This window comes from Burkholderia oklahomensis C6786, assembly GCF_000959365.1.
GTDB lineage: Bacteria > Pseudomonadota > Gammaproteobacteria > Burkholderiales > Burkholderiaceae > Burkholderia > Burkholderia oklahomensis.
Genome location: NZ_CP009556.1, coordinates 308,035 through 331,583, shown reverse-complemented (window position 1 = coordinate 331,583; position 23,549 = coordinate 308,035). Strand labels below are relative to the sequence as shown.

Here is a 23,549-nt window from a genome sequence, read left to right as displayed (position 1 = left end):
TGCGTCTCCTTGCGGAAGTTCAGTGGTCGACGGGTTGCTGCGCGATCGCGCCTGCGTTGGCGAGCTGTTGCGGCGGCTGTGCGGCGCCTTGGCGCTTCGCGGTCGCGCCGGCGGGAGCCGGCGCCGCGAGCGCGGCGGGCGCGGGCGGTGCGGTGGCGGCCGCCGGTGCGGCGGGCGCGGCCGGTGCGGCGGGCGCGGCCGGTGCGGCGCTCGGCACGGCGGCGTGCGCACCTTGCCGCTGCGCGATCGCGACCGCGGACGGCAATGCGGGCGGCGGCGCCTGCACGGTCGTCGATGCACGCGCAGGCGCTGGCGCGGGGGCCGGCGCGGGCGCGGCAGGCTTCGCCGGCTGCGGCGCGGGCGCGGACGTCTGCGCGGCATCCGGCTCGACGTTCGCCGGTGCGGCGGCGGTCGGCGCGGCATTCGCGGGCGCAGCGGCAGCGGCGGGCGCGGTGCTCGTCGGCGCGGCATTGACCGGCGCAGCGCTCACCGGCGCGGCGTTCGCGGGTGCGGCGGCGCCGGCGGGTGCGGCATTCGCCGGCGCGGCTCCGTGCTTGCGCAGCCCGCCACGGCCCTCCATGTTGCCCGTCGCATAGACGTCGACTTCATTGGGCTTCGTGAAGCTGTCGGTCGGCAGCGGCACGTCGGCGGTCTCGAGCGGCTTCACCAGGTGCGGCGTGATGATGAACACGAGCTCGGTGCGATCCTGCTGGAACGACGTGCTGCGGAACAGCGCGCCCAACACCGGGATCTCGCCGATGCCGGGCAGCGCCCTCAGCGTGCCTTGCGCGTTGTCCTTGATGAGGCCGCCGATCGCGAACGTCTCGCCGTCGCCCATCTGCACCGTCGTCGATGCGCGCCGCGTCGTGATGAGCGGCAGGATCGACACGCCGCTCACGTTCGTCGCGGACAGCGTGACGCCCGTCGGCGACAGCTCGGACACTTCAGGCGCGACCTTCAGGCTGATCCGGCCGTTCGACAGCACGGTCGGCGTGAACTTCAGCCCGACGCCGAATTCCTCTTCCTGCAGCGTGATCGTCGTCGTGCCGGTGCCGCTGCTCTGCGGAACCGGGATGAAGATCTTGCCGCCCGCGAGGAACGTCGCTTCCTGGCCGCTGATCGTCACGAGCCGCGGCTCGGCGAGGATCTTCACCGGCTGGTCGGTGTTCTGCGCATCGAGCGCCGCCTTGAACGGCAGCTTGTTCGACTTGCTCGCCGCGATGCCGTTGCCGACGCCCGCGAGCAGGCTCGACACGAGCATGCCTGTCCATGAGCCGAAGCCGCCCTGGATGTTGATGGCCGAGCCCATCTGGTTGATCAGCGTCTTCGACACCTCGGCGACCTTCACCTCGAGCAGCACCTGCTGCGGCGACGTGACGGTCAGCATGTTGAGCACGCCGCCGCGCGGGCCGCCCGCGCCTGCGCCGGCACCCGGGCCGACGTTCGTGCGGTCGCTGTACGCCTTCGCGATCGCGACCGCCTGCTGCGCGGCCTGCGCGTCCGACACGTTGCCCGCGAGGACGATCGTGTCGGCGGCGGTGGACACGCGGATGTCGCGCTCGGCGGGCATCAGCTGGCGCAGCGACGTCTGCAGGCCGCCCGCGTCCGCGCCGACCGCGACGTCGATGATCTGGCACGCGCCGCTCCTGCCCTGGACGATCATGTTCGTCGTGCCGACCGACAGACCGACCAGATAGAGCGTGCGCGGCGACACCATCGTCGCCTGCGCGACGGCGGGATTGCCGATCGTGCGGTTGCGCACCGGCTCGTCGAGCGGCACGAGCAGCGACTTGCCGAGCGGCACGCTGACGCTCGTCGCCTCGCGCATCTCGCCGACGCAGTTCGGACCGCGCAGCGGCGCCGCGGCCGCGGCTGCGGCGGCGGCGGGAGCGGGCGCCATGCTGATGGTCATCTGCATCGGCCCGCGGCCGATCGTCATCGGCGCCGCTGCGGCGCCCTTCATGATTGCGGCGTTTTCGACGGCATCCTGCGCGGATGCGGCGAAGACGGTGAGGAGCCCGGCGCAGCACGCGGCGGTGAGCGCCGCGCTGCGCACGACGCGCGCGCGCGTCGGCCGGGAAAGTTTCGGATTGGTGTCCATTTCGTGTGGTCCCCCAGTGCCCGGCGCGGTGCGCCGGGGTTGACTATCGAAAGCTGCCGGAACGCAAACGGGCAGCGGAAACGCTAGGCATCGTCTGTGCTTTGCCGCTTATGTCAGAAACATTCGACGCTGCCCGTCACGCCGGACAACACGCCGACGCAGTCGCGGCCGGCCGCGCCATGTGCATGCGCGACGACGACGCGCGTGCGCACGGGGCGCGGTTGCGCGGCGGGCGCCGCGATGGGCGCTGGCACGGCCGCCGGCTGGCCGAGCAGCGTGTTCTTCGTCGCGCCGCCGGTATTCAGCGCGTCCTTGTCGACCTGGTTGCGCAGCACGAGCGACAGCGTGCCGACGCTGCGCGCGAGGTCGAGTTTTTCCGCCTGGTCGGGCGTGACTTCGAGCGTGACCGCGTTGACGACCTTCGGCGCCGTGTCGTCGCGGCTCACTTGCTGCGCGACGGCGAGCACGAGGATCTTCTCGAGCACGATCTTCGAGATGCTCTGCTGCGGATCGGCCTTCGACTGTTCCTGCGTGTTGACGATCACGTCGACGTAGTTGCCCGGCAGCGCGAAGCCCGCGACGCCGACGACGTCGTTCACGCGCACGGTGATCGCGCGGTGTCCCGGGGCGATCACGGCGGACAGGCCGCCCTTCGTGCCGACGGGCGCGAGCTTCGAGCCGAGCACGGGCTCGCCGCGCGCGAGGCTCGTGCGCACGACGCGGCCTTCGAGTGACTTGACGTCGGTGAACGCGCCGGGCGGCACGCTGGCCGTCGGCCAGTTGACGACGCGGAGCTGGTTCGGGACAAGCGGCTCGCCGAGGTTCACGTCGATCGCGGCGACCGCGACCGGCGTGACGGCGCTGCTCGATGTCTGCACGAGCCATCGCGATGCGAAGGCGACGGCGGCCAGCCCCGCCAGAATGGCGATGGCGAGCATGGTGAATGCGCGACTGTTTTTCATGGCGGTACTCCTCGTTGGTCGTATCAAGAGTCAGTGGGCCGGACGCTACCAATCGCGATCCGCATCCGGCGAGGTGAACGGCGGTTCGTCAGGCGCCGAACCGAAGAAACTGCGCCACGCTTCGTGCAGCGCCTGCGGCGTGACCGTGGGCGTGTCGCCGCGATAGCGGACGGACGCAGCGACGAGCCGCAGCAGATCGCCCGGATAGCACGCGAGAAACGGCATCCGCGCGGGCGCGTGCAGGCGTTGCAGCAGGTAGTCGAACGTCGACGCGTCCGACGTCAGCGCGAGCGCCGCGCAGCTCGCGTCGTACACGGTGCGGTAGCGGTCGACGGGCAGCGGTCCGACGTGCAGCTTCGAGCCGAGCCGCCGCAGGAACGCGTCGTCGCTGAACTGCGCGGGCGTGAGGTTGCTCGAGAACACCGGCCACACGTCGAACGGCATTTCGAGCCGCACGCCGCTGTGGAACGTCAGCTGATCGACGTTGCGGTCGAGCGGCAGCAGCCAGCGGTTCAGCAGATCGCGCGGCGCGATGCGCTGGCGGCCGAGGTCGTCGACGATGTAGAGGCCCATGTTCGCCTTCACGTGCGGCGGCGCCTGGTAATAGCCCGTCGTGTCGTCGCGGCGCAGGTCGAGCTCGGCGAGCGTCAGCTCGCCGCCCGACAGCACGATGGGCCGGCGGCACAGACGCCAGCGGCGGTCGCCGTTCGCGCCGTCGTTCGCGCGCGGCGCATCGACGTGCACGAGCGGGTCGTGGATCTTGATGATCTCGCCCGACGCGTAGATCGCATACGGAATCGGCACGTAGCCGCGCAGCAGCGAGCCGAGGCGCTCGGCGAGATAGGTCTTGCCGCTGCCGGCGGGGCCGTGGATCAGCAGCGGCCGGCCGGCGTTCAGCGACGCGGCGGCCGCGTCGAGCATCGACGGGTCGATCACGATGCCGTCGAACGCCGCGTGTGCGTCGGCGCGCGCGATCGACATGTGGCGGACCGAGTGCAGGGCGACGTTCGCGAGGTACGCTTCGTGCGTGACGGGCGCCGGGCCGCAGTAGCTGTTGCGGGCCTTCTCCTCGAGCGCGAGCGCGCGGCCGAGGTCGGTCAGGCGCAGCGTCAGGTCGATGTCCGACAGACCGCGGTGCGTGACTTCGATCAGGCGCTCGCACGCGAGGAACGTCAGCACTTCGTCGAGCGCGACGGGCGGCAGGCAATGACGCGCGACGATCTCGGTCAGGCTCGAGCGCCCGTGCGCGAGCATCGATTTCAGCAGCAGCGCCGCGATGAAGGCTTCGTCCAGGCCGGTTTCCGCGAGCGAACGCGGTGCGGCCGGCAGACGCGCGGCCTGCTTCGTGCGGTACGCGCGCAGCGCCGGCGGCTCCGGCAGATGGGCGATCTGCGCGTCGTGTCGCGGTTCTGCTTGATCCAGGTTCATAGTCGCTCCAATCGTTGGGTGAGGGGTCGGCATGCGTCGCGTCAGGTCGCCGCCGTAAGCAGCACGCCGAGCGTGCCGATGGCGATCGCGACGCCGTACGGCAGCATCCCGACCGAGTCGAACTCGGGTGTGGCGCGCACCGCGGACGGATTGCGCAGCAGCGCCGCGCTCGCGAACAGGTGACGCAGGTTCGCGAGCAGCTTGCGGAATTGGCCGCGCCTCAGCACGACCGCGAGCGCCCACGCGCCGCCGACGATGAACGTCGCGAGCACGATGCGCAGCGCGAGCGACGGTCCGACCCAGGCGCCGATCGCGAGCATCAGCTTCACGTCGCCTGCGGCCATGCCGCGCAACAGATAGAAAGGCAGCAGCAGGCCGGCGCCGGTGGCCGCTCCGGCCAGCCAGGCGGCGAAGCCGTTGTGCGGGCCGGGCAGTCCGCATTGCGCGACGAGCGCGCCCGCGAGGCCGAGCGCGATCAGTCGATTGGGAATGCGCCGGCTCGACAGATCGATGCTGGCTGCGACGACTGCAAGCAAAGTCACGCAGAGCGGGATCGGTTGCGGTGGCAGGGCGGAAAGCATGAAGGGCCTCGCGTCGTATTCAATCGTTCGATGAACCGCTTCGGTGACGCCAGCCGGCATACCGGACTGGCGCACCGTGGCGGGACTGGAATCACACATCCGAAGCGACGGTGCTGAACACCGACTGCAGATTGGTGCCGACGACCTGCACCGCGCCGATGATCACGATCGCAATGAGCGATGCAATCAGCGCGTATTCGATCGCCGACACCGCAGATTCGTCGCGCAGCCAGCTCATGACGGCATGGGCGGGTCGTGCGTCGAGCCAGTGCGGACGGGTCGACTTCCGGCAAAAGGACTGGGTTCTCATGAATCGCTCCTCAGCGGCATCGAACGGAACATCGAACGGGAACGAACGACGGAAAGTGACGGACGGCGAGTTACGCGAAGCCATCCGTCGTTCCGGCGACGCACCCTACAGATCGTTGCCGATCGTCGAGAAGACGGAATTGAGATTGGTACCGACCGTCTTCACCGAACCGATGATCACAATCGCGATCAAAGCAGCGATCAGGCCGTATTCGATGGCACTGACGCCGCCTTCGTCGCGAACGAACTGCTTCACGTATTGAACGAGGCTGGACATGACTCTCTCCTTTTGAATCATTAAGAAAAACCCTTGCCATCGATGGCGCGGGACATACAACGGGAACTGCTCCAACTACAAGGTGCTACGGGTGCTACGGGTGCTACGGGTACTACGGGTACTACGGGTACTACGGGTACTACAGGCACTACAGGCACTACAGGCACTACAGGCACTACAGGCACTACAGGCACTACAGGCACGACAAGGCACTACGGGTACTGCAAGGCACTGCTGAAAGCGGACCGCCGATCAGAACAGCCGCAGCGGGACCTGCACGCGAACGCATGCGCCGGCGCGGACGGAACGATCTGCGGGATGGGGCCTGCCGGCGCGTGCGCATGAGTCGATGCGCGCCGCGCGGCGCCGCCCTGGAAAACTGCGGAAGCCACGGCCGAGCCGGCCGGCGGCCGGCTCGTGAGCGGCGGCGCAGGTGTGCGCCGTTTCGCTGCTGGAGCGGCTGAGAAGCCGCTGGGTGGTATGTGTGGACATTGCCTTTCCCCGGTATTCACAACGAGCAATCTTTTCCCGGCGCCCGGTCGTAGCCGGTGCACCGCTGGTCGAACGGCGACTGCCCTGTACACATTCGGCGCGGCACTCGCGTGCATTGCGCCGGATGAGACCCCGTGGGTGACGTCGGCGAGATTCTTGTCTGTTGATCTGGCTGCTGCGAATCTTCCGATCGTCGCGTCGTCGTTTGCCGCGCAGGACATTTCGCAAGGAGCGGGCCAGCTTTCGGAAAGTCACGGCGCGACAAGGGCGAGCGGCTCACCGGCGCAACACCGCGGGCATGACGCGGTGCAGAAGGTTTCGGATTTGATACACGCGAGCGCGCGCCGCCGCGCCGCCGCCACCCGCAAACGCCCGCCGGGCAAGGCCAAAAAAATTCTGTCGGGACTTTCCCGGATTCGAATCGCGGCGAAGAGAACCGTGCCGGGCGACGCCGGCGCAGACGCCCTGCGACTCAAAGTGTTTCAACTCCGTAACGCGGCCACGTCTGTTCGTCATTTTTCATGCGGAATTCGCTCTTTTGCGCGCCCCGCGGCGATATCGCGCGCCGCCGCGATTTGCATCAACTCGCTTTTTTTTCTAACAATGGAAGCGCGGCGACGTCATGCAAATCGAAACGTCGTCGGATCGAACCCATAAAAAATCGACGTGTTTAAACAAAGCGCTTAATCACACATCGGGGCATCATGGATCTTGCAAATCGGGGAACATGCTTCGGCATGTTGCGTTCCAGCGGATGGCTGACCAGCGATCGCGTGCTCGCATACGGCGGCGCGACGCTGATTCTCAGCATCGCGCTGCTGGGCGCGTGGGGGTGGGCGACGAACGGGTTCATCGCGAACACGACCGTTCGGCCCGGCATCGACTTCACGGTGTTCTGGAGCGGGTCGCACGTGATGCTTCACGGCGCGCCCGCGACCGTCTACGACTATCCGGCGTTCTCGCGCGTCGAAGCGGCGCAGCTCGGCGCATACGTGAATCGCAGCTTCCTGCCGTGGGTGTATCCGCCGACGCTGCTCCTGCTCGTCGCGCCGCTCGCCCTCGTGCCTTATGTGCCGTCGCTCCTGCTTTTCGTCGCGTTCAGCGTCGTCGCATACGCAAAGAGCGTCGGCGCGGTGTCGGGCCTGCGCGACTGGCTGTCCCAGCCGCGTTTCGCACCGTTCGTGATCCTGTCTTTTCCCGGCGTGCTCGTTGCCGCCGTCGCCGGGCAGAATTCGCTGCTCACTGCCGCGTGCGCGGCATTCGCGGTCCGACTGCTCGCGAAGCGTCCGGTGATCGCCGGGCTCTGCATCAGCCTGCTCGCGATCAAGCCGCACATGGCGCTGCTGTTTCCGCTGCTGCTCGTCGCGACGCGCGCATGGCGCGCGTTCTTCGCCGCCGCCGTCGGCACGCTGGTCTTCGCGGCGGCGAGCGTCGCCGTCTGCGGAACGGCGTCCGTGCACGCGTTCCTGTCCGGCGCGACGATGCTGCGCGAGCTCGTGCTCGAGCAAGGTTCTCAATACTGGCTCGCGTCGCCCGCGCCGTTTTCGGCAATGCGGCTCGCCGGCGCGTCGCTGCACGTCGCGTACGCGGTGCAGATCGGCGTCGGCGCGCTCGCGGCCGTCGCGGCGCTGAACGTCTGGCTGCGCACGAGCGACCTGCGTCTTCGCGCTGCGTCGCTCGCGATCGCGACGCTGCTCGTGACGCCCTATCTGTGGCATTACGAGCTCGCGTGGCTCGGCGTCGCGCTGTTCTGCGTGCTCGCGTGCGCGCTCGATACCGGCTGGCTGCCCGGCGAGCAGCCGGTGTTCGTCGCCGGCTGGCTGCTGCCGTTCTTCGAGTTCTTCAATCGCGCGACCCACTTTCCGCAGATCGGGCCCGTCGTGCTGCTGGCGGTGCTGCTGATCGTCGTGCGCCGCGCGCGGACGATGCCGGGAGCCGCGCGATGAAAGCCCATCCGCACCACAGCCATGCGGCCGGCCATCGCGACGTCGAATGTCCGGAGCTGCCGGCGGCCGGTCCGCGCCGTCGCCCGCACTGGCTGGGCGCGAAACGGGTGCGGACCTACGCGATCGCCGCGCTCGTCTGCTATGCGGCGTTCGGGAGCATCTACCTGTTCCGCTGGTTGTCCGGCGGACTCGGCTCGCCGCTGCCGCCGACGCTGGATTTCGTGCCGACGTGGAGCGCCGCGCGGCTCGCGGTGCACGGTCACGCGGTCGACGCGTGGCGGTTCGCGACGCTGCACGCCGTCGAGCTGCAGGCGGCGCCTTCGATGCGCGACTTGCGCGGCGTGCTGCTGTGGCTCTATCCGCCGCAGACGCTGCTGCTCGTCTCGCCGCTCGGCTGGCTGCCGTATCCGGTCGCGGCGTTCGTGTGGATCGCCGGCACGGGCGCGCTGTTCGTCGCGACGGTGCGCGCGATCGTGCCGCGCCGTCTCGCGGCGCTTTGCGCGCTTGCGTTCCCCGGCACGTTCTTCGTCGCGCTCGTCGGGCAGAACAGCTTGTTGACGGCCGCGCTCGCCGGCTTCGGCCTCGTCGCGCTGCGCCGCCGCCCGGCGCTCGCCGGATGTTGCTTCGGGCTCCTCGTCATCAAGCCGCAGCTCGCGCTGCTGTTTCCGCTCGCGCTGCTGTGCGCTTCGCAGTGGCGCGCATTGCGCGCATGGGCGGCCATGGTCGCGCTCGTCGCCGCGTCGAGCACGCTCGCGTTCGGCTTCGATGCATGGATCGCGTTCGCGCACGACGCGGCGTCCGCGCTGCAGACGATCGGCGCAGGGCAGGCGACGCTCGCGCGGATTCCGACTTTCTTCGCGATGGCGACGTACGCGGGGCTGCCGCTCGTCGTCGCGCAACTGCTGCAAGCCGGCTCGATCGCGTTCGCGGTCGTCGCGGTGATCTACGCGTGGCGCGGCGCGAGCTCGCACGCACTGCGTTCGGCCGCGCTCGTCTGCGCGAGCCTGCTCGTAAGTCCGTACCTGTACGACTACGACCTCGCCTGGTACGGAATCGTGATCGCGTGGGCCGTGCGCCACGCGCATGCGGAAGGCTGGCGGCCGCTCGAACGCGAAGGGCTCGCGCTGCTCGGGGTGATGCCGCTTGCGGGACTCGCCGTCGTCGAGCCGCTGCATTTCCAGTTCATGCCGCTCGTGACGGCGGGCGCGCTCGCCGCCATCGTGAGCCGCATCGCACGCGAACGCCGCGGCGCGCCGAGCCTGCCCGGCGACGAAGATGCGGCGGATGCGATCGATTCAATTCGTTTCATTGCGGCGCGCGGCGCATCGGTCGCCACGCGGCACACGCGGGCGGCGCTGCCGCTTGCCGGCCGCCGCCGCTACGGGGCTCAGGGAGAATCACCATGCGGGACCAAATAAACACACCGCTCGTTTCGCTCGTCGTGCCGTTCTACAACGAGGGCGACGCGGTCACGCGGTTTTTCGCGGAAGTCGTGCCGTTGATGGAGCGCATCGAATCGATCCGCTTCGAGATCGTCTGCGTGAACGACGGCAGCCGCGACGACACGCTCGACAAGCTCGTCGCAGTCGGCGCACAGGACCCGCGCGTGCGCGTGATCGACCTGACGCGCAACTTCGGCAAGGAAGCCGCGCTGACGGCGGGCCTCGACGAAGCGAACGGCGACGCGGTGATACCGATCGACGCGGACCTGCAGGATCCGCCGAGCCTGATCCCGGTGATGATCGACCATTGGCGCGAAGGCGCCGAGGTCGTCGCGGCGAAGCGCAGCAACCGCGCGTGCGACACGTTCGCGAAGCGCACCGCGGCCTCGCTCTATTACCGCGTGCACAATGCGTTGTCCGAAGTGAAGCTGCCCGTCAACGTCGGCGATTTCCGGCTGATGGACCGGCAGGTCGTCAACGCGCTGCGCAGCTTGCCGGAGCGCCGCCGCTTCATGAAGGGGCTGTTCGCGTGGGTCGGCTACCGGACCGTGATCGTCGAATATCAGCGCGAGGCGCGCTGCGCCGGCCATTCGAAGTTCTCCGGCTGGAAGCTCTGGAACTTCGCGCTCGAAGGGATCACGAGCTTCAGCACGGTGCCGCTGCGCAGCTGGACCTACATCGGGCTTTGCATCGCCGCGCTCGCGTTCCTGTACGGCGGCTTCATCGTCGCGCGCACGCTGTGGATGGGCAATCCGGTGCCGGGCTACGCATCGCTGATCTCGGTGATGCTGTTCATCGGCGGGATCGAGCTCATCGGCATCGGCGTCGTCGGCGAGTATGTCGGGCGCATCTACTACGAATCGAAGGAGCGGCCGATCTATCTCGTGCGCCGCCGCTATCAGGCGCGCACGAAGGTGACCGCGCTGCCCGTGGCGGGCGCCGCGCAGCGTGCCGCCCACGGCGCGCGGATCGATTTCGCACGGCGGCGCGCGATGCCGCGCGCCCGCGCCGAAAGCCGCTGACCGACAGGAGGACGCCATGTCACCCGAAGCTTATTTGCAGATGGCCGATACCGAGGCCACGCACTGGTGGTTCCGCGCGCGGCGCGACATCCTGCATGCGTTGCTGGCGGGGCTCGCGTTGCCGGCCGGCGCACGCATTCTCGAGATCGGTTCCGGCACGGGCGGCAATCTCGGGATGCTCGAGGAATTCGGCGCGGTGAGCGCGCTCGAAATGGACGAGACCGCGCGTGCGCTCGCGAACCGGAAGACCGGCTGGCGATTCGACATCCGCGCGGGCCGCTGCCCGGACAGCGTGCCGTTCGGCGACCAGCGCTTCGATCTGATCTGCTTCTTCGATTGTCTCGAGCACATCGAAGACGACGCGGCCGCGCTGCACCGCGTGAGCGAGCATCTCGCGCCGGGCGGCGCGATCGTCGTCACCGTGCCCGCGTACCAGTGGCTGTGGAGCGCGCACGACACGTTCCTTCATCACTATCGGCGCTACGACCGCGCGGCGCTCGAACGCTGCGCGCAGGCGGCCGGCTGCATGATCGTACGGAGTTCGTACTTCAACACGCTGCTGTTTCCGCTTGCCGTCGCCGCGCGAATGGTCGACCGGCTGCTGCATCGCGCGCGCTCGAGCGGCGACGCGCTCGGACCGCGCGCGGTCAACTCGACGCTCTATCGCATCTTCCGCGCGGAGCGAGGCTGGCTGCCGAAGCATTCGCTGCCGTTCGGCGTGTCGCTGTTCGCGGTCCTGACGAAGCGGGACGCGCCGCGATGAGCGCCGTCGCCGACCTCGGCATCGGAGCGCGGATCGTGCGCTTCGGCGTGTCCGGCGCGCTGTCCACCGTGCTGCACGCGACGATCGCCGGCACGTTGATGGGCGCGTTCGCCGCGACCGCGGTGCGGGCGAACGCGATCGCGTTCGTCGGTGCGACGGGCGCGTCGTATCTGCTGAACACGTTGTGGAGCTTTTCGGCGCCGCCGCGCTGGCGCAACGTCGTGCGATTCCTGATCGTGTCGGTCGCCGGATTGATGCTGACGATGGCGATCTCGCGCGGCGTGCAGGCGCTCGGCGTCGCGGCCGCGTGGAGCATCGCGGCCGTGGTCGTGCTCGTGCCGCCGTTCACGTTCGCGATGCATCGGATCTGGACGTATCGCTGACGTCGGCGGCGCACGTCTGCGCGCGCGGCGCTCCATGCCGCTGCTCGCGGAGCAGCGCGTCGAGCGGGTGATGCGTCTTGACGCGCGGCGTCTTGCTGACGATGTAGCTGAAATGCTTGTCGATGCCGATGCCGCGATCGATCGAGCAGCGCTTCGACGAGGCTTGGGTCATGCGCGAATCCACGGGTGACGAGCTTCAGAAGATAGTCGTGGCCGCCGCTCGCGAGATGGCGCTCGACGATCGCGTCGATGTCGCGGTTCGCGGTGACGAAGCGGTCGAAGTCTTCGCGACGGTGGTCGGCATGCGTGATTTTCATGAACACGACTTGCGCGGTGCCGAGCGTCTCGAAGCGGATCCGCGCGCCGTAACCGGCGATGCAGCCCGCCTGCCCGATCCGCTTCACGCGGATCGGGCGCGGGCTCGGCGACAGGCCGACCGCGTCGGCGAGTTCGACGTTCGCGATTCGGCCGTTTTTGGGGAGTGCTGACAGGATGCGCAAATCTATCCGATCAAGCTTGCAGTCGCGGCTCATGGTCAAACACCGGCCGGTTGTCGGGAGATGGACCGCGAGCGCGGCGCGGCGTCGCGGCGCGCGCCCGCCGGACGCGTCGGCTCGCCGGCTCGCGGGCATGCCGTCGACCGTGCGCATGCTACCCACGTCGCGCCCGGGCTGCGTCGTCAAGGTGCGCCGAAATAATCGAGCGCGCCGCGTTTCGGTCCACCCGGGCGAAATTTTGTGCTGAGCGGCTCGTCGTGCGCGCGAGCGGATCGCGTCGACTAAGCGCTTGCTGAACAAATGCGTTCGGCGGCGCGCGGTCGCCCCGTCGACGCTCGCGTTCGGCGCGAAAAGGGCCGCGTCACGCTGCACGTCACCGCGCTGCGCTGCACCGCGCTGCGCCATGCCATGCCGCACCGCACCGCACCGCACCGCACCGTGCCGCTCGCGGAAGCCCGATCGCGCGCTCGTCGCGCTGTTGTCACGGACTCCATATCAGATACGCGCCACCCGGCGCCCGAACTGCTACCGATCATCCGTGACGCGTTGACTTTCTGGCGAGCGAAAGTGGAATCGTTCGCATAGACAAAATAGTCTGCAAATCGGTGACCTATTCGTTTGCGTCGATCACACTGCACGGGGCGGGGTTGGGCGACCGCTTTAGAGCACAGTCGCGACAGCCACCCAAATTAGGTCAAGGGCAGTAGCAGGTCGGCAAGCGCCGCCCATCTCCCCGTAAATCTACGAAGCACCTATCTTCACGAGCATTCACGCCCGATCGCTCGCGGCGCGTCTGCGGACGGAACGAAGTCGTTCGACCGCATCCGCCGAAGCGGCGACGAGTTTCACGTCTTTTCCTCTATCGCAGACGCCACGTCAAGGCGCTCACGAGAATTACCTGCTCGATGTTCGCGATGGTCGGCTGATGTCGATATGGATTGCGATTTCAACGATGCGGCGTTCCGGTGGAATGCTGCGGCACCGACCGTTCCGCGCCGCCCGACAGATCGTCCGAAGCACGCCTGGATCGCGAAACGATGCGACACGATTCGGATGCGGCAAGCGCTGCGCGAACGCAAAAGATGCCTGCGTCCATGCGCATCGGCAATGCACGTTCCCGATAAGCATTTCGCAAATCGATGTTTGTTCGGCCGCGAGCGATTCCCTAAGCTTGGCGTCTGCCGCGCGATCGTGCGCGGCCGCGTCATTCGAGAGGCCGCCGCCGATGAATCGTCACGCTTTCCCGCCGTCGTTCGCCATGCGCCGCCGCGCGTTGCGATGCGTTGCTGCCGTTGCCGCCGCCGCTTCGGGCGCGGCGCTTGCCGCACGCTTCGCGCCGGCGCTGGCGGCGCAGCGAGCCGCGGCTGCGCCGACAGGCGTCGACGTGTCCGGCGTCACGCTCGTGCTCGGCGACCAGGCGGGCGGCCTGCGCGCGCTCGCCGAAGCGGCGCGCGTGCTGAACGACACGCCGTATCGATTCCGCTGGGCGAATTTCCAGGGCGCGGCGCCGCTCTTCGAAGCGCAGCGCGCGGGCGCGATCGATCTCGCGCCCGCGGGCGACCTGCCTGTGCTCACGGCCGCGCTCGGCGATCCGGCGCTGCGGATCGTCGCGACGCGCGTCGGTTCGCCGGCGTCGCTCGGCATCGTCGTGCAACCCGATTCGCCGGTGCGCGGCGTCGCCGATCTGAAAGGGCGGACGGTCGTCGTATCGTCCGCGCGCGGCAGTATTTCGCAGTACCAGCTATACGGCGCGCTCGAGGAGCGCGGGCTGTCGCGGCAGGACGTCGATGTGCGCTTCGTGCTGCCCGTCGACGCGTTCGCCGCGTTCGAAGCGAAGCGGATCGACGTCTGGGCGACGTTCGATCCTTACTATGGGCACGTCGTCAGGCGCGGCGCGCGCGTCGTGCGCGACGGCGGCGGCATCAATTCGGGCCTCGCATTCCTGACCTCGCCCGTCGGCACGCTCGAAGACCGCGCGAAGCGCGCGGCGCTCGCCGACGCGCTCGCGCGGCTCGAACGGGCGGGGCGCTGGGCGCTCGCGCATCCGGACGATTACGCGAAGGTCTACGCGTCGCTTACGCGCCTTTCGCTCGATACGGCCGCCGACATCACGCGCCGCGCGGCGCTCGCGCAGCGGGCCGTCGGCGCGGCCGACATCGCGACGCTGCAGCAGGTCGCCGATCGCGCGTTGCGCGATGCGATTCTGCCGCGTCGCGTCGACGTCGCATCGATCGCGGTGCAACGTATCGGCGCGGCCTGATCCGCGCGCGACGAGCGACGCGCGCCCGCTTAACGGCCGCCCTTGCGATACGCGTCGGCCTTGATGATCGACACGCCGCGCCAGCCCCATGCACGCGATGTCGACGGATCTTGCCGTTCTCGATCTCCTTCCTCTCGACGAACGCCATCCGCCCGCCCGTCGGCGTCACGCGCGGGTGCTTTCAGATCCGCCGCTTGCGGTCGGTGAAGTAGCCGGCACGATGGAGCGTGCGCGTCCGGCTTGCGCGGCGCCGCCTTCTCGATCAGCGGGCGAATCCGGTCGCGCCGTTCGAGAATGCCCGATTTAGCCGTTTCCTCCGAAATTTCGCACGCGACCTATCCTGTATTCGGAGGCGATTCGCGCGGCCCGAGCGCGATTCCCATGGGGCCGCATCCGGCAAGGAGACGACATGAGCGCGCAACTGAACCATACGATCGTCTGGTGCCGCGACAAGCGGCGCTCGACGCAATTCCTGACGGACATCCTCGGCTTGCCGGCGCCCGTTCCGTTCGGCCCGATGCTGGTCGTGTCGCTCGCGAACGGCGTGTCGCTCGACTTCTACGAAAGCGACGGCCCGATCTCGACGCAGCATTACGCGTTCCTCGTCGGCGACGACGAATTCGATCGCGCGTTCGCGCACATTCGCGAGCGAGGGCTCACATATTGGGCCGATCCGGCGAAGCGCCACGCGGGCGAGATCAACACGCACAGCGGCGGGCGCGGCGTGTATTTCGACGATCCGGACGGCCACTTCCTCGAACTGCTGACGCGACCCTACGATTTGGGAACGGGGGGCTGACTTTTCCGACGCTTGTCTCGCCCGGCGGGACCGCGACCGGCCGCCGCGGAAAACACCGCCAACCGCGTCTCGATCCACTTGAGCAACTCGAGCGGCGCGGGGGCGAGCGGCCGCCCCAACTTGACGAGCAGCCGCGCATGCGTGCCCTCGAACAGCGGATGGGCGATCGGAACCGTCGTCAGCTCGCCGTGCGCGATCTCCCGGTATGCAGCGAATTCTCCGATCAGCGTGATGAAGTTCTCGGCGGTGACGACGCGCTTCAACGCGGTGAGCGAATTCGTCGTCATCGTCGGTCGAATCTCGATGTTCTCGGCCAGCTCCAGCATCCTGACCACGTGACCGATGCCGAACGTCGGCGGCATCAGCGCGAGCGGGTATGCGCGAAGATCGTCGATGGTCGCCGGACGCTTGCGCCGCGCCAGCGGATGATCGCGGCGCAGCAGCAGAACGACCGGCTGCCGCGAGCTCGTACGACAGGCGATGAGCGGATGGGGCGGCGGATTGTATGCGAGCCCGATGTGCGCGCGGCTTTCCGCGACGTCCTGCAGAATGGTGTCGACCGCCAGCATGTCCAGGCCGATGTCCAGCTTCGGATATTTCGCGCAGAACGGCGCCAGCACGTCGTCGACGAGTGTATCGACGAACCCTTCGCTGACGACGATCCGGATGTGCCCTTGCTGAAGGCCCTTGAGCGCATGGAGCTGATCTTCTAACTTTTCCTGCTGAGACCGGTAGCCCCGCCAGAACTCGAGCAGATGAGCGGCCGCTTCCGTCGGCCGCACGCCGCGCGCCTGCCGCTCGAACAGTGTGGCGCCCAGCTCTTCTTCGAGCAGCCTGATCTGCCGCGTGATGACGGACGGCGACGTGTTGATGTGCTCGGCGGCGCCGCGAATGGTGCCGTGCGTCAGGACTTCATGGAAATACCGAAGGCGCTGCTGATTGATTTCTCGCATCGCGTGGCTCACGGATCGACCTGCTGTTGTTCATAGGGCAACGATATGTGAACTTTGTTGCTCTTGCTAGTCAGGCATTGCCCTGCCAACATGAACTCGACGCAGTGACCATCCGGCGAACGCAAGCGAGACGCCGCACGTCATACAGGAAAACGAAATGAACATTCTGATTGCAGGCTTCCAGCACGAGACCAATACGTTTGCGCCGACGCGAGCGTCGTATCAGAGCTTCATTCGCGGCGAGGGCTTCCCGCCGTTGACGCGCGGCGCCGACGTGCTGACGCTGCGCGACGTCAACGTGCCGATCGGCGGATTCATCAAGGCCGCACTGGCTCATGGGCATGCGCTGCTGCCCGTGATCTGGGCGGGCGCGTGTCCGTCCGCGCACGTCACGACCGACGCATTCGAACGAATTTGCGGCGAGATCGTCGAGGCGGCCGAGGCGGGCGGGTTCGACGCGATCTATCTCGACTTGCACGGCGCGATGGTCACCGAACAGTTCGACGATGGCGAAGGCGAGATCCTCGCGCGCGTGAGGCGGATCGTCGGCGACCGGATGCCGATCGTGGCGTCGCTCGATCTGCACGCGAACATCACCGCGCGGATGGTTGCGCATGCGAGTGCGCTGGTCGCATACCGCACCTATCCTCACGTCGACATGGCGGAAACCGGCGAGCGCGCCGAGCAGGTGCTCGAGCGCCTCGTATCCGAAGGCCGGCCGTTGCATTGCGCGATGCGCCGGCTGCCGTTCCTGATCCCGATCAACGGCATGTGCACGCAGATGGAACCCGCCGGCGACACGTATCGGCTGCTCGCGCGGCTCGAACGCGACGGCGTCGTATCGATGTCGTTCGCGCCGGGCTTTCCGGCCGCGGACTTCCCGGAATGCGGGCCGACCGTGTGGGCGCACGCGTTCGACAGCGAGGCCGCCGAGCGCGCCGTCGACGCGCTGTTTTCGAGACTCGTCGACGAAGAGTCGCGCTGGGACGTGACGTTCCTGACGCCCGACGAAGCGGCGGCCGAAGCGATCCGCCTGAGCCGCGCGGCGGCGAAGCCCGTCGTCATCGCCGACACGCAGGACAATCCCGGCGCGGGCGGCGACGCCGATACGATGGGCATGGTGCGGGCGCTGCTTCGCAACGGAGCGAAGGATGCGGCGGTGGGCGTGATCTGGGATGCCGATGCCGCCGCCGCGGCGCACCGGGCGGGCGTGGGCGCGCGCATCGGCCTGAGTCTCGGCGGCCGCTCGGGCGTGCGAGGCGATGCGCCGCTCGCGGCCGAGTTCGAGGTCGAGCATCTGTCGGACGGGCGTTTTCGTTTCGACGGCCCGATGTTCAACGGCATGGACGGCGATCTCGGGCCGGTGGCGTGCCTGCGGATCGAAGGCGTCAGGATCGCGGTGAGCACGATCAAGATGCAGACGTTCGAGCGCAACCTGTTCCGTGTCGCGGGAATCGAGCCCGAGCGGATGAAGATCCTCGTGAACAAGAGCTCGGTTCATTTTCGTGCGGACTTCGAAGCGATCGCCGAGGCGATTCTCGTCGCAAAAGCGCCTGGGCCGATGGCCGCCGATCCCGCGGACCTCGCGTGGGCGCGTCTCGATCCGGATATCCGCATCCGGCCGAAGGGGCAGACCTTCCGGGCGGTTCGCGCGGCGACGCTTTAGTTGTCGTTTCCATTCGATTGCATGTCGCCGGCGGCGGCGTCCGCCGGTCGTCCGGGATCGTGCCTGTCGTTCCGGCATACGGGCTGCATTGCGAGTGGAGCGACGCAGATATGTCGCCGTCGATTCGATGCGCTCGTTTCGGGTATCGGTTCGATGTATCGGCATGAAAATCAATGCTTCATTTCAGCGATGCGTCGCGCGCCGCGCGTCTCGCTGCCGCATCGAACATCGTCGATCCGTGGTGCATGAACGCCCGATCGCTATTGCGCGCGTGCCGCATGCGTCGCGGCATTTTCTGACTATTTTCAAGGAGGGCTGATCATGTCGAATTCGGTAAACGTCCGACGCCGTCGGCTGATAGGAACCACGCTTGCGGGCATCGGCTTGATGGATGTCGGTTTGGGCAGCCTCGCTCGCGCACAGCCGGCGCAACGCGCGCCGAGCACGAAGCGCGCCACGAGTGGCACGAGCGCCACGAGTGCCGCGAACGCGGCGTCGTTCGACACGATCCGTCAGATCGACGCCGGCACGCTGAACGTCGGCTACGCGGAAGCGGGGCCCAAGGACGGTCCGGTCGTCATCCTGCTGCACGGATGGCCGTACGACATTCACAGCTTCGTCGAAGTGGCGCCGCTGCTCGCGTCGGCGGGATATCGGGTGGTCGTGCCGTACTTGCGCGGTTACGGCTCGACGCGCTTCCTGTCGGCGGACACGCCGCGCAACGGTCAGCAGGCGGTGATCGCCGCCGACGTCGTTGCGTTGATGGACGCGCTGAAGATCGACCAGGCCGTGTTCGGCGGCTTCGACTGGGGCGCGCGCACGGCGGCCGTCGTCGCGGCATTGTGGCCGGAACGATGTCGCGCGCTGGTGTGCGTGAGCGGCTATCTGATCGGCAGCCAGGAGGCGAACCGGAAGCCGCTTCCGCCGAAAGCCGAACTGGCGTGGTGGTATCAGTTCTATTTCGCCACCGAGCGCGGCGCGGCCGGGTACGCGGCGAACCGCGACGACTTCAACAAGCTGATCTGGCAACTCGCATCGCCGAAGTGGCGTTTCGACGACGCGACGTTCGCGCGCTCGGCGGCATCGTTTCGGAATCCGGATCACGTGGCCGTCGTCGTCCACAACTACCGCTGGCGTCTGGGGCTCGCGCAGGGCGAGTCGCAATTCGACGGACTCGAGCAGCGTCTTGCGGCCGCGCCGGCGATTGCGGCGCCGACCATCACGCTCGAAGGCGATGCCAACGGCGCGCCGCATCCCGAGCCGGCCGCTTACGCGAAGAAGTTCACCGGCAAGTATCTGCATCGCGACATCGCGGGCGGCATCGGGCACAACCTGCCGCAGGAAGCGCCGAAGGCGTTCGCCGATGCGATCCTGCAGGTCGTGCAACTCTGATGCGGGGAGGACGATCGATGAGAAGTCTCCGAAGGTATCGCGCCGTCTTCGAAGGCGCGCTTCTGCTCCTCGTGGCGCACGGCGGGGGCGTGCTCGCGGGCGCTCCGGCGCCTGCCGCGTCGCCGATCTACGGCGTGACGATTCCCGACGGCTACCGCAAGTGGGAGATGATCGCGCCGGCCGAGGAGGCCGCGCCGCTGGACGAGTTGCGCGTGGTTCTGGGCAATCCCGCCGCCGTGAAGGCGATCGAGCGTGCGACGCTGCCGTTTCCGGACGGCGCCGTTCTCGTGAAGCTCGCGTACAAAAGGAAGCCGTCCGTCGAATTCGCACCTGCGACAGTGCCGGGGCCGGCGACGACGGTGCAGGTGATGGTCAAGGATTCGCGCCGGTATGCGTCGACGGGCGGCTGGGGCTTCGGCCGCTTCGTCAACGGCGCGCCGGCGGACGAAGCGCAGCATCGGACCTGCTTCGCTTGCCATCAGGCTCGCGTGAAAGACCGCGATTTTGTCTTTACGCGGTTCGCGCCGTAGGGCGCGGGCGCATCCCGGTTTCCATTGCCGCCGGTCATCCTATATTCTGACGAATCGGACGGTGCTCGCCCCCTCGCAAACCCCTACGCATGACTACGTAGCCCCCGTACGTAGTCATGCGCTTGTTAGGTTTGTTCCAAAGGCGAACAATATGGCCCCATCGCTACGTCCCGACGGAGCGTGACGCTTGCCGTCGTTGCGCGCGGCCGCCCGCCGCGCATATTTCGAAAAATAGACAGGAGACGCCATGAATCGGGCTTCCAGTTATCTGCTCTGGATCGCAGTCGCGCTGCTCGGCGCGTTCGCATTCGGCACGATCGCGCTTGCGCACGGCGAGCGGGTCAGCGCGCTGTGGATCGTGATCGCCGCCGTTTGCGTGTATTTGATCGCGTACCGCTTCTACAGCCGCTTCATCGCGAGCAAGGTCGTCCAGCTCGACGGCCTGCGGATGACGCCCGCCGTCAAGTTCAACGACGGCCTCGACTACGTGCCGACCAACAAGTACGTGCTGTTCGGCCACCACTTCGCCGCGATCGCCGGCGCCGGGCCGCTCGTCGGCCCCGTGCTCGCCGCGCAGATGGGCTACACGCCGGGGATGCTGTGGATTCTCGCGGGCGTCGTGTTCGCGGGCGCGGTGCAGGATTTCATCGTGCTGTTCATCTCGACGCGCCGCGACGGCCGCTCGCTCGGCGATCTCGTCAAGATGGAGCTCGGCACGGTGCCCGGCGTGATCGCGCTGTTCGGCGCGTTCCTGATCATGGTGATCATCCTCGCGGTGCTCGCGCTGATCGTCGTGAAGGCGCTGACCAATTCGCCGTGGGGCACGTTCACCGTCGCCGCGACGATTCCGATCGCGCTGTTCATGGGCGTCTACACGCGCTACATCCGGCCCGGCCGGATCGGCGAAGTGTCGATCATCGGCTTCGTGCTGCTGATGGCGTCGATCGCGTACGGCCAGCACGTGCACGATTCGCCGGCGCTCGCCGCGTGGTTCACGTTCAGCGGCACCGAGCTCACGTGGATCCTGATCGGCTACGGCTTCGTCGCGTCGGTGCTGCCGGTGTGGCTGCTGCTCGCGCCGCGCGATTACCTGTCGACGTTCCTGAAGATCGGCACGATCGTCGGTCTCGCGATCGGCATCCTGATCGTCGCGCCCGAGCTGAAAATGCCGGCGCTGACGAGGTTCGTCGACGGCACGGGCCCGGTGTGGTCGGGCAACCTGTTCCCGTTCCTGTTCATCACGATCGCGTGCGGCGCGGTGTCGGGCTTCCATTCGCTGATCGCGTCGGGCACGACGCCGAAGCTGCTCGACAACGAAACCAACGCGCGCTTCATCGGCTACGGCGCGATGCTGATGGAATCGTTCGTCGCGATCATGGCGCTCGTCGCCGCGTGCGTGATCGAGCCGGGCGTCTACTTCGCGATGAACGCGCCCGCGGCCGTGCTCGGCACGACGCCGGAAGCGGTCGCGCAGACCGTCACGCAATGGGGCTTCATGCTGACGCCCGACATGCTGACCGAAACCGCGAAGGCGGTCGGCGAGACGACGATCATCGCGCGCGCCGGCGGCGCGCCGACGCTCGCGGTCGGCATGGCGCAGATTCTGCATCAGGTGATCGGCGGCCAGGCGATGATGGCGTTCTGGTATCACTTCGCGATCCTGTTCGAAGCGCTCTTCATCCTGACCGCGGTCGACGCGGGCACGCGCGCAGGCCGCTTCATGCTGCAGGATCTGCTCGGCACGTTCCATCCAGCGTTGAAGCGCACCGAATCGCTGCCCGCGAACCTGATCGCGACCGCGCTGTGCGTCGCCGCGTGGGGCTACTTCCTGTATCAGGGCGTGGTCGATCCGCTCGGCGGCATCAACACGCTGTGGCCGCTGTTCGGCATCTCGAACCAGATGCTCGCCGCGATCGCGCTCGTGCTCGGCACCGTCGTGCTGTTCAAGATGAAGCGCGAGCGCTATGCATGGGTGACGATCGTGCCGACCGCGTGGCTGCTGATCTGCACGCTGACGGCCGGCTGGCAGAAGGTGTTCGACGCGAATCCGAAGGTCAGCTTCCTCGCGCATGCGGCGAAGCTGCAGGCGGCCGCGGCCGAAGGCAAGGTGCTCGCGCCGGCGAAGTCGCTCGCGCAGATGCAGCGGATCATCTTCAACGACTACGTCGACGCGGCGCTCGCGGGGCTCTTCATTCTCGTCGTCGTGAGCATCGCGGTGTATGGCGTGATCGCGGTCGTGCGCGCGCGGCGCGTCGAGCAGCCGACGTCGCGCGAGACGCCGTACGAGCCGATGCCGGCCGCGCAGGCGCTCGGCAGCGGGCGATAAAAGGAGGCCGCGATGTTTTCCGATCTCGGCGGCGAATTGCGCACGGCAGGCCGTTATCTGGGGCAGGCGCTGCGGCTGATGGTCGGCCTGCCCGACTACGACGGCTACGTCGCGCACATGCGCGCGACGCATCCCGATCGCCCGGTGATGTCGTACGAGGAATTTTTCCGCGAACGGCAGAACGCGCGGTACGGTTCGGGGGCGGGGAAGTGCTGCTGACGGCGTAGTTCGCGGGCGGCGGTGCTTTCGCGATTTCCTCGATAACGGAAAAGCGTCATGGCGTGAGCCGTGGCGCTTTTTTTCTTTGGCGGTTTTGTTTTGCGGAGCCGAATCGGTCGAGCCGCACGGTCGCCGCCGCTCAGCGGCGTTTCGACGGATCGCCGTAAAAATGCTCGATCAGTTCCTGCATCAAATAGCGCTGATGCGGCGACAGCGCCTCGATTTTCGACGCGAGTTCGATCGTCTCGGGCGTCGGCGCATATTTCTCGTCGCGTCGCAGCGGCCCCGACGTCTTGCCGCCGGGCGCGCCGGGCGGCGGGCCGTAATGAAGCCAGTGCAGGTCGACGCGCAGCCAGCCGGCGAGCGTGCGCAGTTTGTCCGGCGTCGGGATCGTGCGGCCCGTCAGCCATTTGTGCGCGGTCTGCGGCGAAATCGGATGCTCGCCGCGATGCCGCAGATTGAAATGCAGCGCGAGGGCGGTCGCACCGGCGATTTTTTCCGGACTGCGCTGCAGGGCGAATTTCAGGCGTTCTGCGAACGCCGCTTTTTCTTCGAGCGTCGGCATGGCCGCATTGTGCGGCTGCACATCCTCGAAGCGGACAACCAATCAAGGTATTAATATCTTATATAGGATAAATTTGGCTTGATGCTGAAAGGTTGTCCGGGTGATTTTTGGCCGCCAGATTGTTTGTTTGAATTGGTGTTTATTTTCTGTTTAGGACGTGTCGTGTTTTCGATTGTCAGGTTTTAATTAACTCATATGAGATAATCGATGTGCCGTTCAGGCGTTCGTGCAAACCGGTATCTTGTTCCATGCCGCCCCATTTTTACGGCACTTCTCGATCGCGTCGCGCGTATCGATTGCCGGCGGCGCTGCTTTCGCACGTTTCGACGCAGATTCGAAGCCGGAATCGAATTATCGATCTTGCGATAATTGCCATCCGCGAAGAGGCCGCGAAACAGTGTGGCGAATGTTTGTGGCAGCGGGTGGTTTTCGTTGCTTCGTTGCCGCGCGGCGCGATCGACGCGCGGCGACGCCATGCCGATCGGGCGATGGCCGCGCCTTTGCCGTTGTCGCGCGGGATCGAGCGATGTCGATTCGGCCGGAGCGTCGACGATTCGCGGCGGCGCGCAACGCCTGTCCGGTGCGCGTTCCGGCAACACGCACGCCCACGCCGCTCGCGTAACATCGCTCACATCC

General features: G+C 67.5%; 23 protein-coding genes and 1 pseudogene. 14 read left to right on the top strand and 10 right to left on the bottom strand.

The genetic code is table 11. From position 1 onward, the window contains the following. Window positions 1–19 precede the first annotated feature (19 nt). From BG90_RS19540 to BG90_RS19515, 6 genes are all read right to left on the bottom strand, one after another. Window positions 20–2,101 (bottom strand): type II and III secretion system protein family protein, encoded by a 2,082-nt coding sequence (locus BG90_RS19540; protein ID WP_045568361.1) that lies wholly within the window; start codon window positions 2,099–2,101, stop codon window positions 20–22. A 113-nt stretch (window positions 2,102–2,214) separates the two neighbouring features. Further along, window positions 2,215–3,063 (bottom strand): Flp pilus assembly protein CpaB, encoded by an 849-nt coding sequence (gene cpaB / locus BG90_RS19535; RefSeq protein ID WP_010120839.1) that lies wholly within the window; start codon window positions 3,061–3,063, stop codon window positions 2,215–2,217. 45 nt (window positions 3,064–3,108) lie between these two features. Continuing rightward, window positions 3,109–4,491: an ATPase gene (locus BG90_RS19530; RefSeq protein ID WP_010120838.1), complete on the bottom strand. Its 1,383-nt coding sequence runs from the start codon at window positions 4,489–4,491 to the stop codon at window positions 3,109–3,111. Between the two features lie 41 nt (window positions 4,492–4,532). After that, on the bottom strand, window positions 4,533–5,072 hold the full coding sequence (locus tag BG90_RS19525; protein WP_025990403.1) for an A24 family peptidase: 540 nt from the start codon (window positions 5,070–5,072) through the stop codon (window positions 4,533–4,535). Between the two features lie 91 nt (window positions 5,073–5,163). Further along, window positions 5,164–5,310 (bottom strand): Flp family type IVb pilin, encoded by a 147-nt coding sequence (locus BG90_RS19520; RefSeq protein ID WP_010110692.1) that lies wholly within the window; start codon window positions 5,308–5,310, stop codon window positions 5,164–5,166. Window positions 5,311–5,487: 177 nt separating this feature from the next. Next, window positions 5,488–5,658, bottom strand: a complete 171-nt coding sequence (locus BG90_RS19515; protein WP_010110691.1) for a Flp family type IVb pilin — start codon at window positions 5,656–5,658, stop codon at window positions 5,488–5,490. A gap of 648 nt (window positions 5,659–6,306) precedes the next feature. Here BG90_RS19515 and BG90_RS33300 point away from each other — a divergent pair. The 6 genes from BG90_RS33300 to BG90_RS19490 all read left to right on the top strand — a co-directional run bounded on the left by BG90_RS33300 (window position 6,307) and on the right by BG90_RS19490 (window position 11,706). Continuing rightward, window positions 6,307–6,807 carry a hypothetical protein gene (locus tag BG90_RS33300; RefSeq protein WP_232355243.1) on the top strand — a complete coding sequence of 167 codons (501 nt, stop codon included), beginning with the start codon at window positions 6,307–6,309 and terminating at the stop codon, window positions 6,805–6,807. An 80-nt stretch (window positions 6,808–6,887) separates the two neighbouring features. Beyond that, entirely contained in the window at window positions 6,888–8,096 is a 1,209-nt protein-coding gene (locus tag BG90_RS19510) for a glycosyltransferase family 87 protein (RefSeq protein ID WP_010120836.1), read from the top strand. Continuing rightward, the gene (locus BG90_RS19505; RefSeq protein ID WP_010120835.1) at window positions 8,093–9,514 is read left to right on the top strand and encodes a glycosyltransferase family 87 protein; all 1,422 of its coding nucleotides are present in this window, start codon (window positions 8,093–8,095) and stop codon (window positions 9,512–9,514) included. The genes BG90_RS19510 and BG90_RS19505 overlap by 4 nt, the downstream gene beginning before the upstream one ends. Next, window positions 9,499–10,560: a glycosyltransferase family 2 protein gene (locus BG90_RS19500; protein ID WP_025990402.1), complete on the top strand. Its 1,062-nt coding sequence runs from the start codon at window positions 9,499–9,501 to the stop codon at window positions 10,558–10,560. The genes BG90_RS19505 and BG90_RS19500 overlap by 16 nt, the downstream gene beginning before the upstream one ends. Window positions 10,561–10,576: 16 nt before the next feature. Then, entirely contained in the window at window positions 10,577–11,323 is a 747-nt protein-coding gene (locus tag BG90_RS19495) for a class I SAM-dependent methyltransferase (RefSeq protein ID WP_010120832.1), read from the top strand. Continuing rightward, window positions 11,320–11,706: a GtrA family protein gene (locus BG90_RS19490; RefSeq protein ID WP_010110685.1), complete on the top strand. Its 387-nt coding sequence runs from the start codon at window positions 11,320–11,322 to the stop codon at window positions 11,704–11,706. Before BG90_RS19495 ends, BG90_RS19490 begins: the two co-directional genes overlap by 4 nt. Before the next feature lie 37 nt (window positions 11,707–11,743). Here the strand turns inward: BG90_RS19490 and BG90_RS19485 are convergent. Continuing rightward, window positions 11,744–12,239 (bottom strand): annotated as a pseudogene (locus tag BG90_RS19485) (AsnC family transcriptional regulator); the annotation flags it as partial. A 1,189-nt stretch (window positions 12,240–13,428) separates the two neighbouring features. Here BG90_RS19485 and BG90_RS19480 point away from each other — a divergent pair. Together BG90_RS19480 and BG90_RS19475 are read left to right on the top strand one after the other, a co-directional pair. Beyond that, the gene (locus BG90_RS19480) at window positions 13,429–14,463 is read left to right on the top strand and encodes an ABC transporter substrate-binding protein (protein WP_045568530.1); all 1,035 of its coding nucleotides are present in this window, start codon (window positions 13,429–13,431) and stop codon (window positions 14,461–14,463) included. 409 nt (window positions 14,464–14,872) lie between these two features. Beyond that, the gene (locus tag BG90_RS19475; RefSeq protein WP_010110681.1) at window positions 14,873–15,262 is read left to right on the top strand and encodes a VOC family protein; all 390 of its coding nucleotides are present in this window, start codon (window positions 14,873–14,875) and stop codon (window positions 15,260–15,262) included. On the opposite strand, the gene BG90_RS19470 is transcribed toward BG90_RS19475, so the two are convergent. After that, the gene (locus tag BG90_RS19470) at window positions 15,238–16,215 is read right to left on the bottom strand and encodes a LysR family transcriptional regulator (protein ID WP_010120818.1); all 978 of its coding nucleotides are present in this window, start codon (window positions 16,213–16,215) and stop codon (window positions 15,238–15,240) included. The genes BG90_RS19475 and BG90_RS19470 overlap by 25 nt on opposite strands. Before the next feature lie 157 nt (window positions 16,216–16,372). On the opposite strand from BG90_RS19470, the gene BG90_RS19465 reads away from it, so the two are divergent. From BG90_RS19465 to BG90_RS19445, 6 genes are all read left to right on the top strand, one after another. Next, the gene (locus BG90_RS19465) at window positions 16,373–17,881 is read left to right on the top strand and encodes a M81 family metallopeptidase (protein ID WP_010110679.1); all 1,509 of its coding nucleotides are present in this window, start codon (window positions 16,373–16,375) and stop codon (window positions 17,879–17,881) included. A gap of 163 nt (window positions 17,882–18,044) precedes the next feature. After that, window positions 18,045–18,200 carry a hypothetical protein gene (locus tag BG90_RS36190; RefSeq protein WP_157135670.1) on the top strand — a complete coding sequence of 52 codons (156 nt, stop codon included), beginning with the start codon at window positions 18,045–18,047 and terminating at the stop codon, window positions 18,198–18,200. 2 nt (window positions 18,201–18,202) lie between these two features. Continuing rightward, entirely contained in the window at window positions 18,203–19,273 is a 1,071-nt protein-coding gene (locus BG90_RS19460) for an alpha/beta fold hydrolase (protein ID WP_025990400.1), read from the top strand. Window positions 19,274–19,290: 17 nt separating this feature from the next. Continuing rightward, window positions 19,291–19,803 carry a cytochrome P460 family protein gene (locus BG90_RS19455; protein WP_010120814.1) on the top strand — a complete coding sequence of 171 codons (513 nt, stop codon included), beginning with the start codon at window positions 19,291–19,293 and terminating at the stop codon, window positions 19,801–19,803. A gap of 247 nt (window positions 19,804–20,050) precedes the next feature. After that, window positions 20,051–22,129 carry a carbon starvation CstA family protein gene (locus BG90_RS19450; RefSeq protein WP_010110674.1) on the top strand — a complete coding sequence of 693 codons (2,079 nt, stop codon included), beginning with the start codon at window positions 20,051–20,053 and terminating at the stop codon, window positions 22,127–22,129. A 12-nt stretch (window positions 22,130–22,141) separates the two neighbouring features. After that, window positions 22,142–22,348 carry a YbdD/YjiX family protein gene (locus BG90_RS19445; RefSeq protein ID WP_010110673.1) on the top strand — a complete coding sequence of 69 codons (207 nt, stop codon included), beginning with the start codon at window positions 22,142–22,144 and terminating at the stop codon, window positions 22,346–22,348. A 139-nt stretch (window positions 22,349–22,487) separates the two neighbouring features. On the opposite strand, the gene BG90_RS19440 is transcribed toward BG90_RS19445, so the two are convergent. Together BG90_RS19440 and BG90_RS35355 are read right to left on the bottom strand one after the other, a co-directional pair. After that, window positions 22,488–22,913, bottom strand: coding sequence for a transcriptional regulator (locus BG90_RS19440; protein ID WP_010110672.1), 426 nt, complete (start codon window positions 22,911–22,913; stop codon window positions 22,488–22,490). Window positions 22,914–23,104: 191 nt separating this feature from the next. Then, window positions 23,105–23,545, bottom strand: coding sequence for a hypothetical protein (locus BG90_RS35355; RefSeq protein WP_144411698.1), 441 nt, complete (start codon window positions 23,543–23,545; stop codon window positions 23,105–23,107). Window positions 23,546–23,549: the final 4 nt, after the last annotated feature.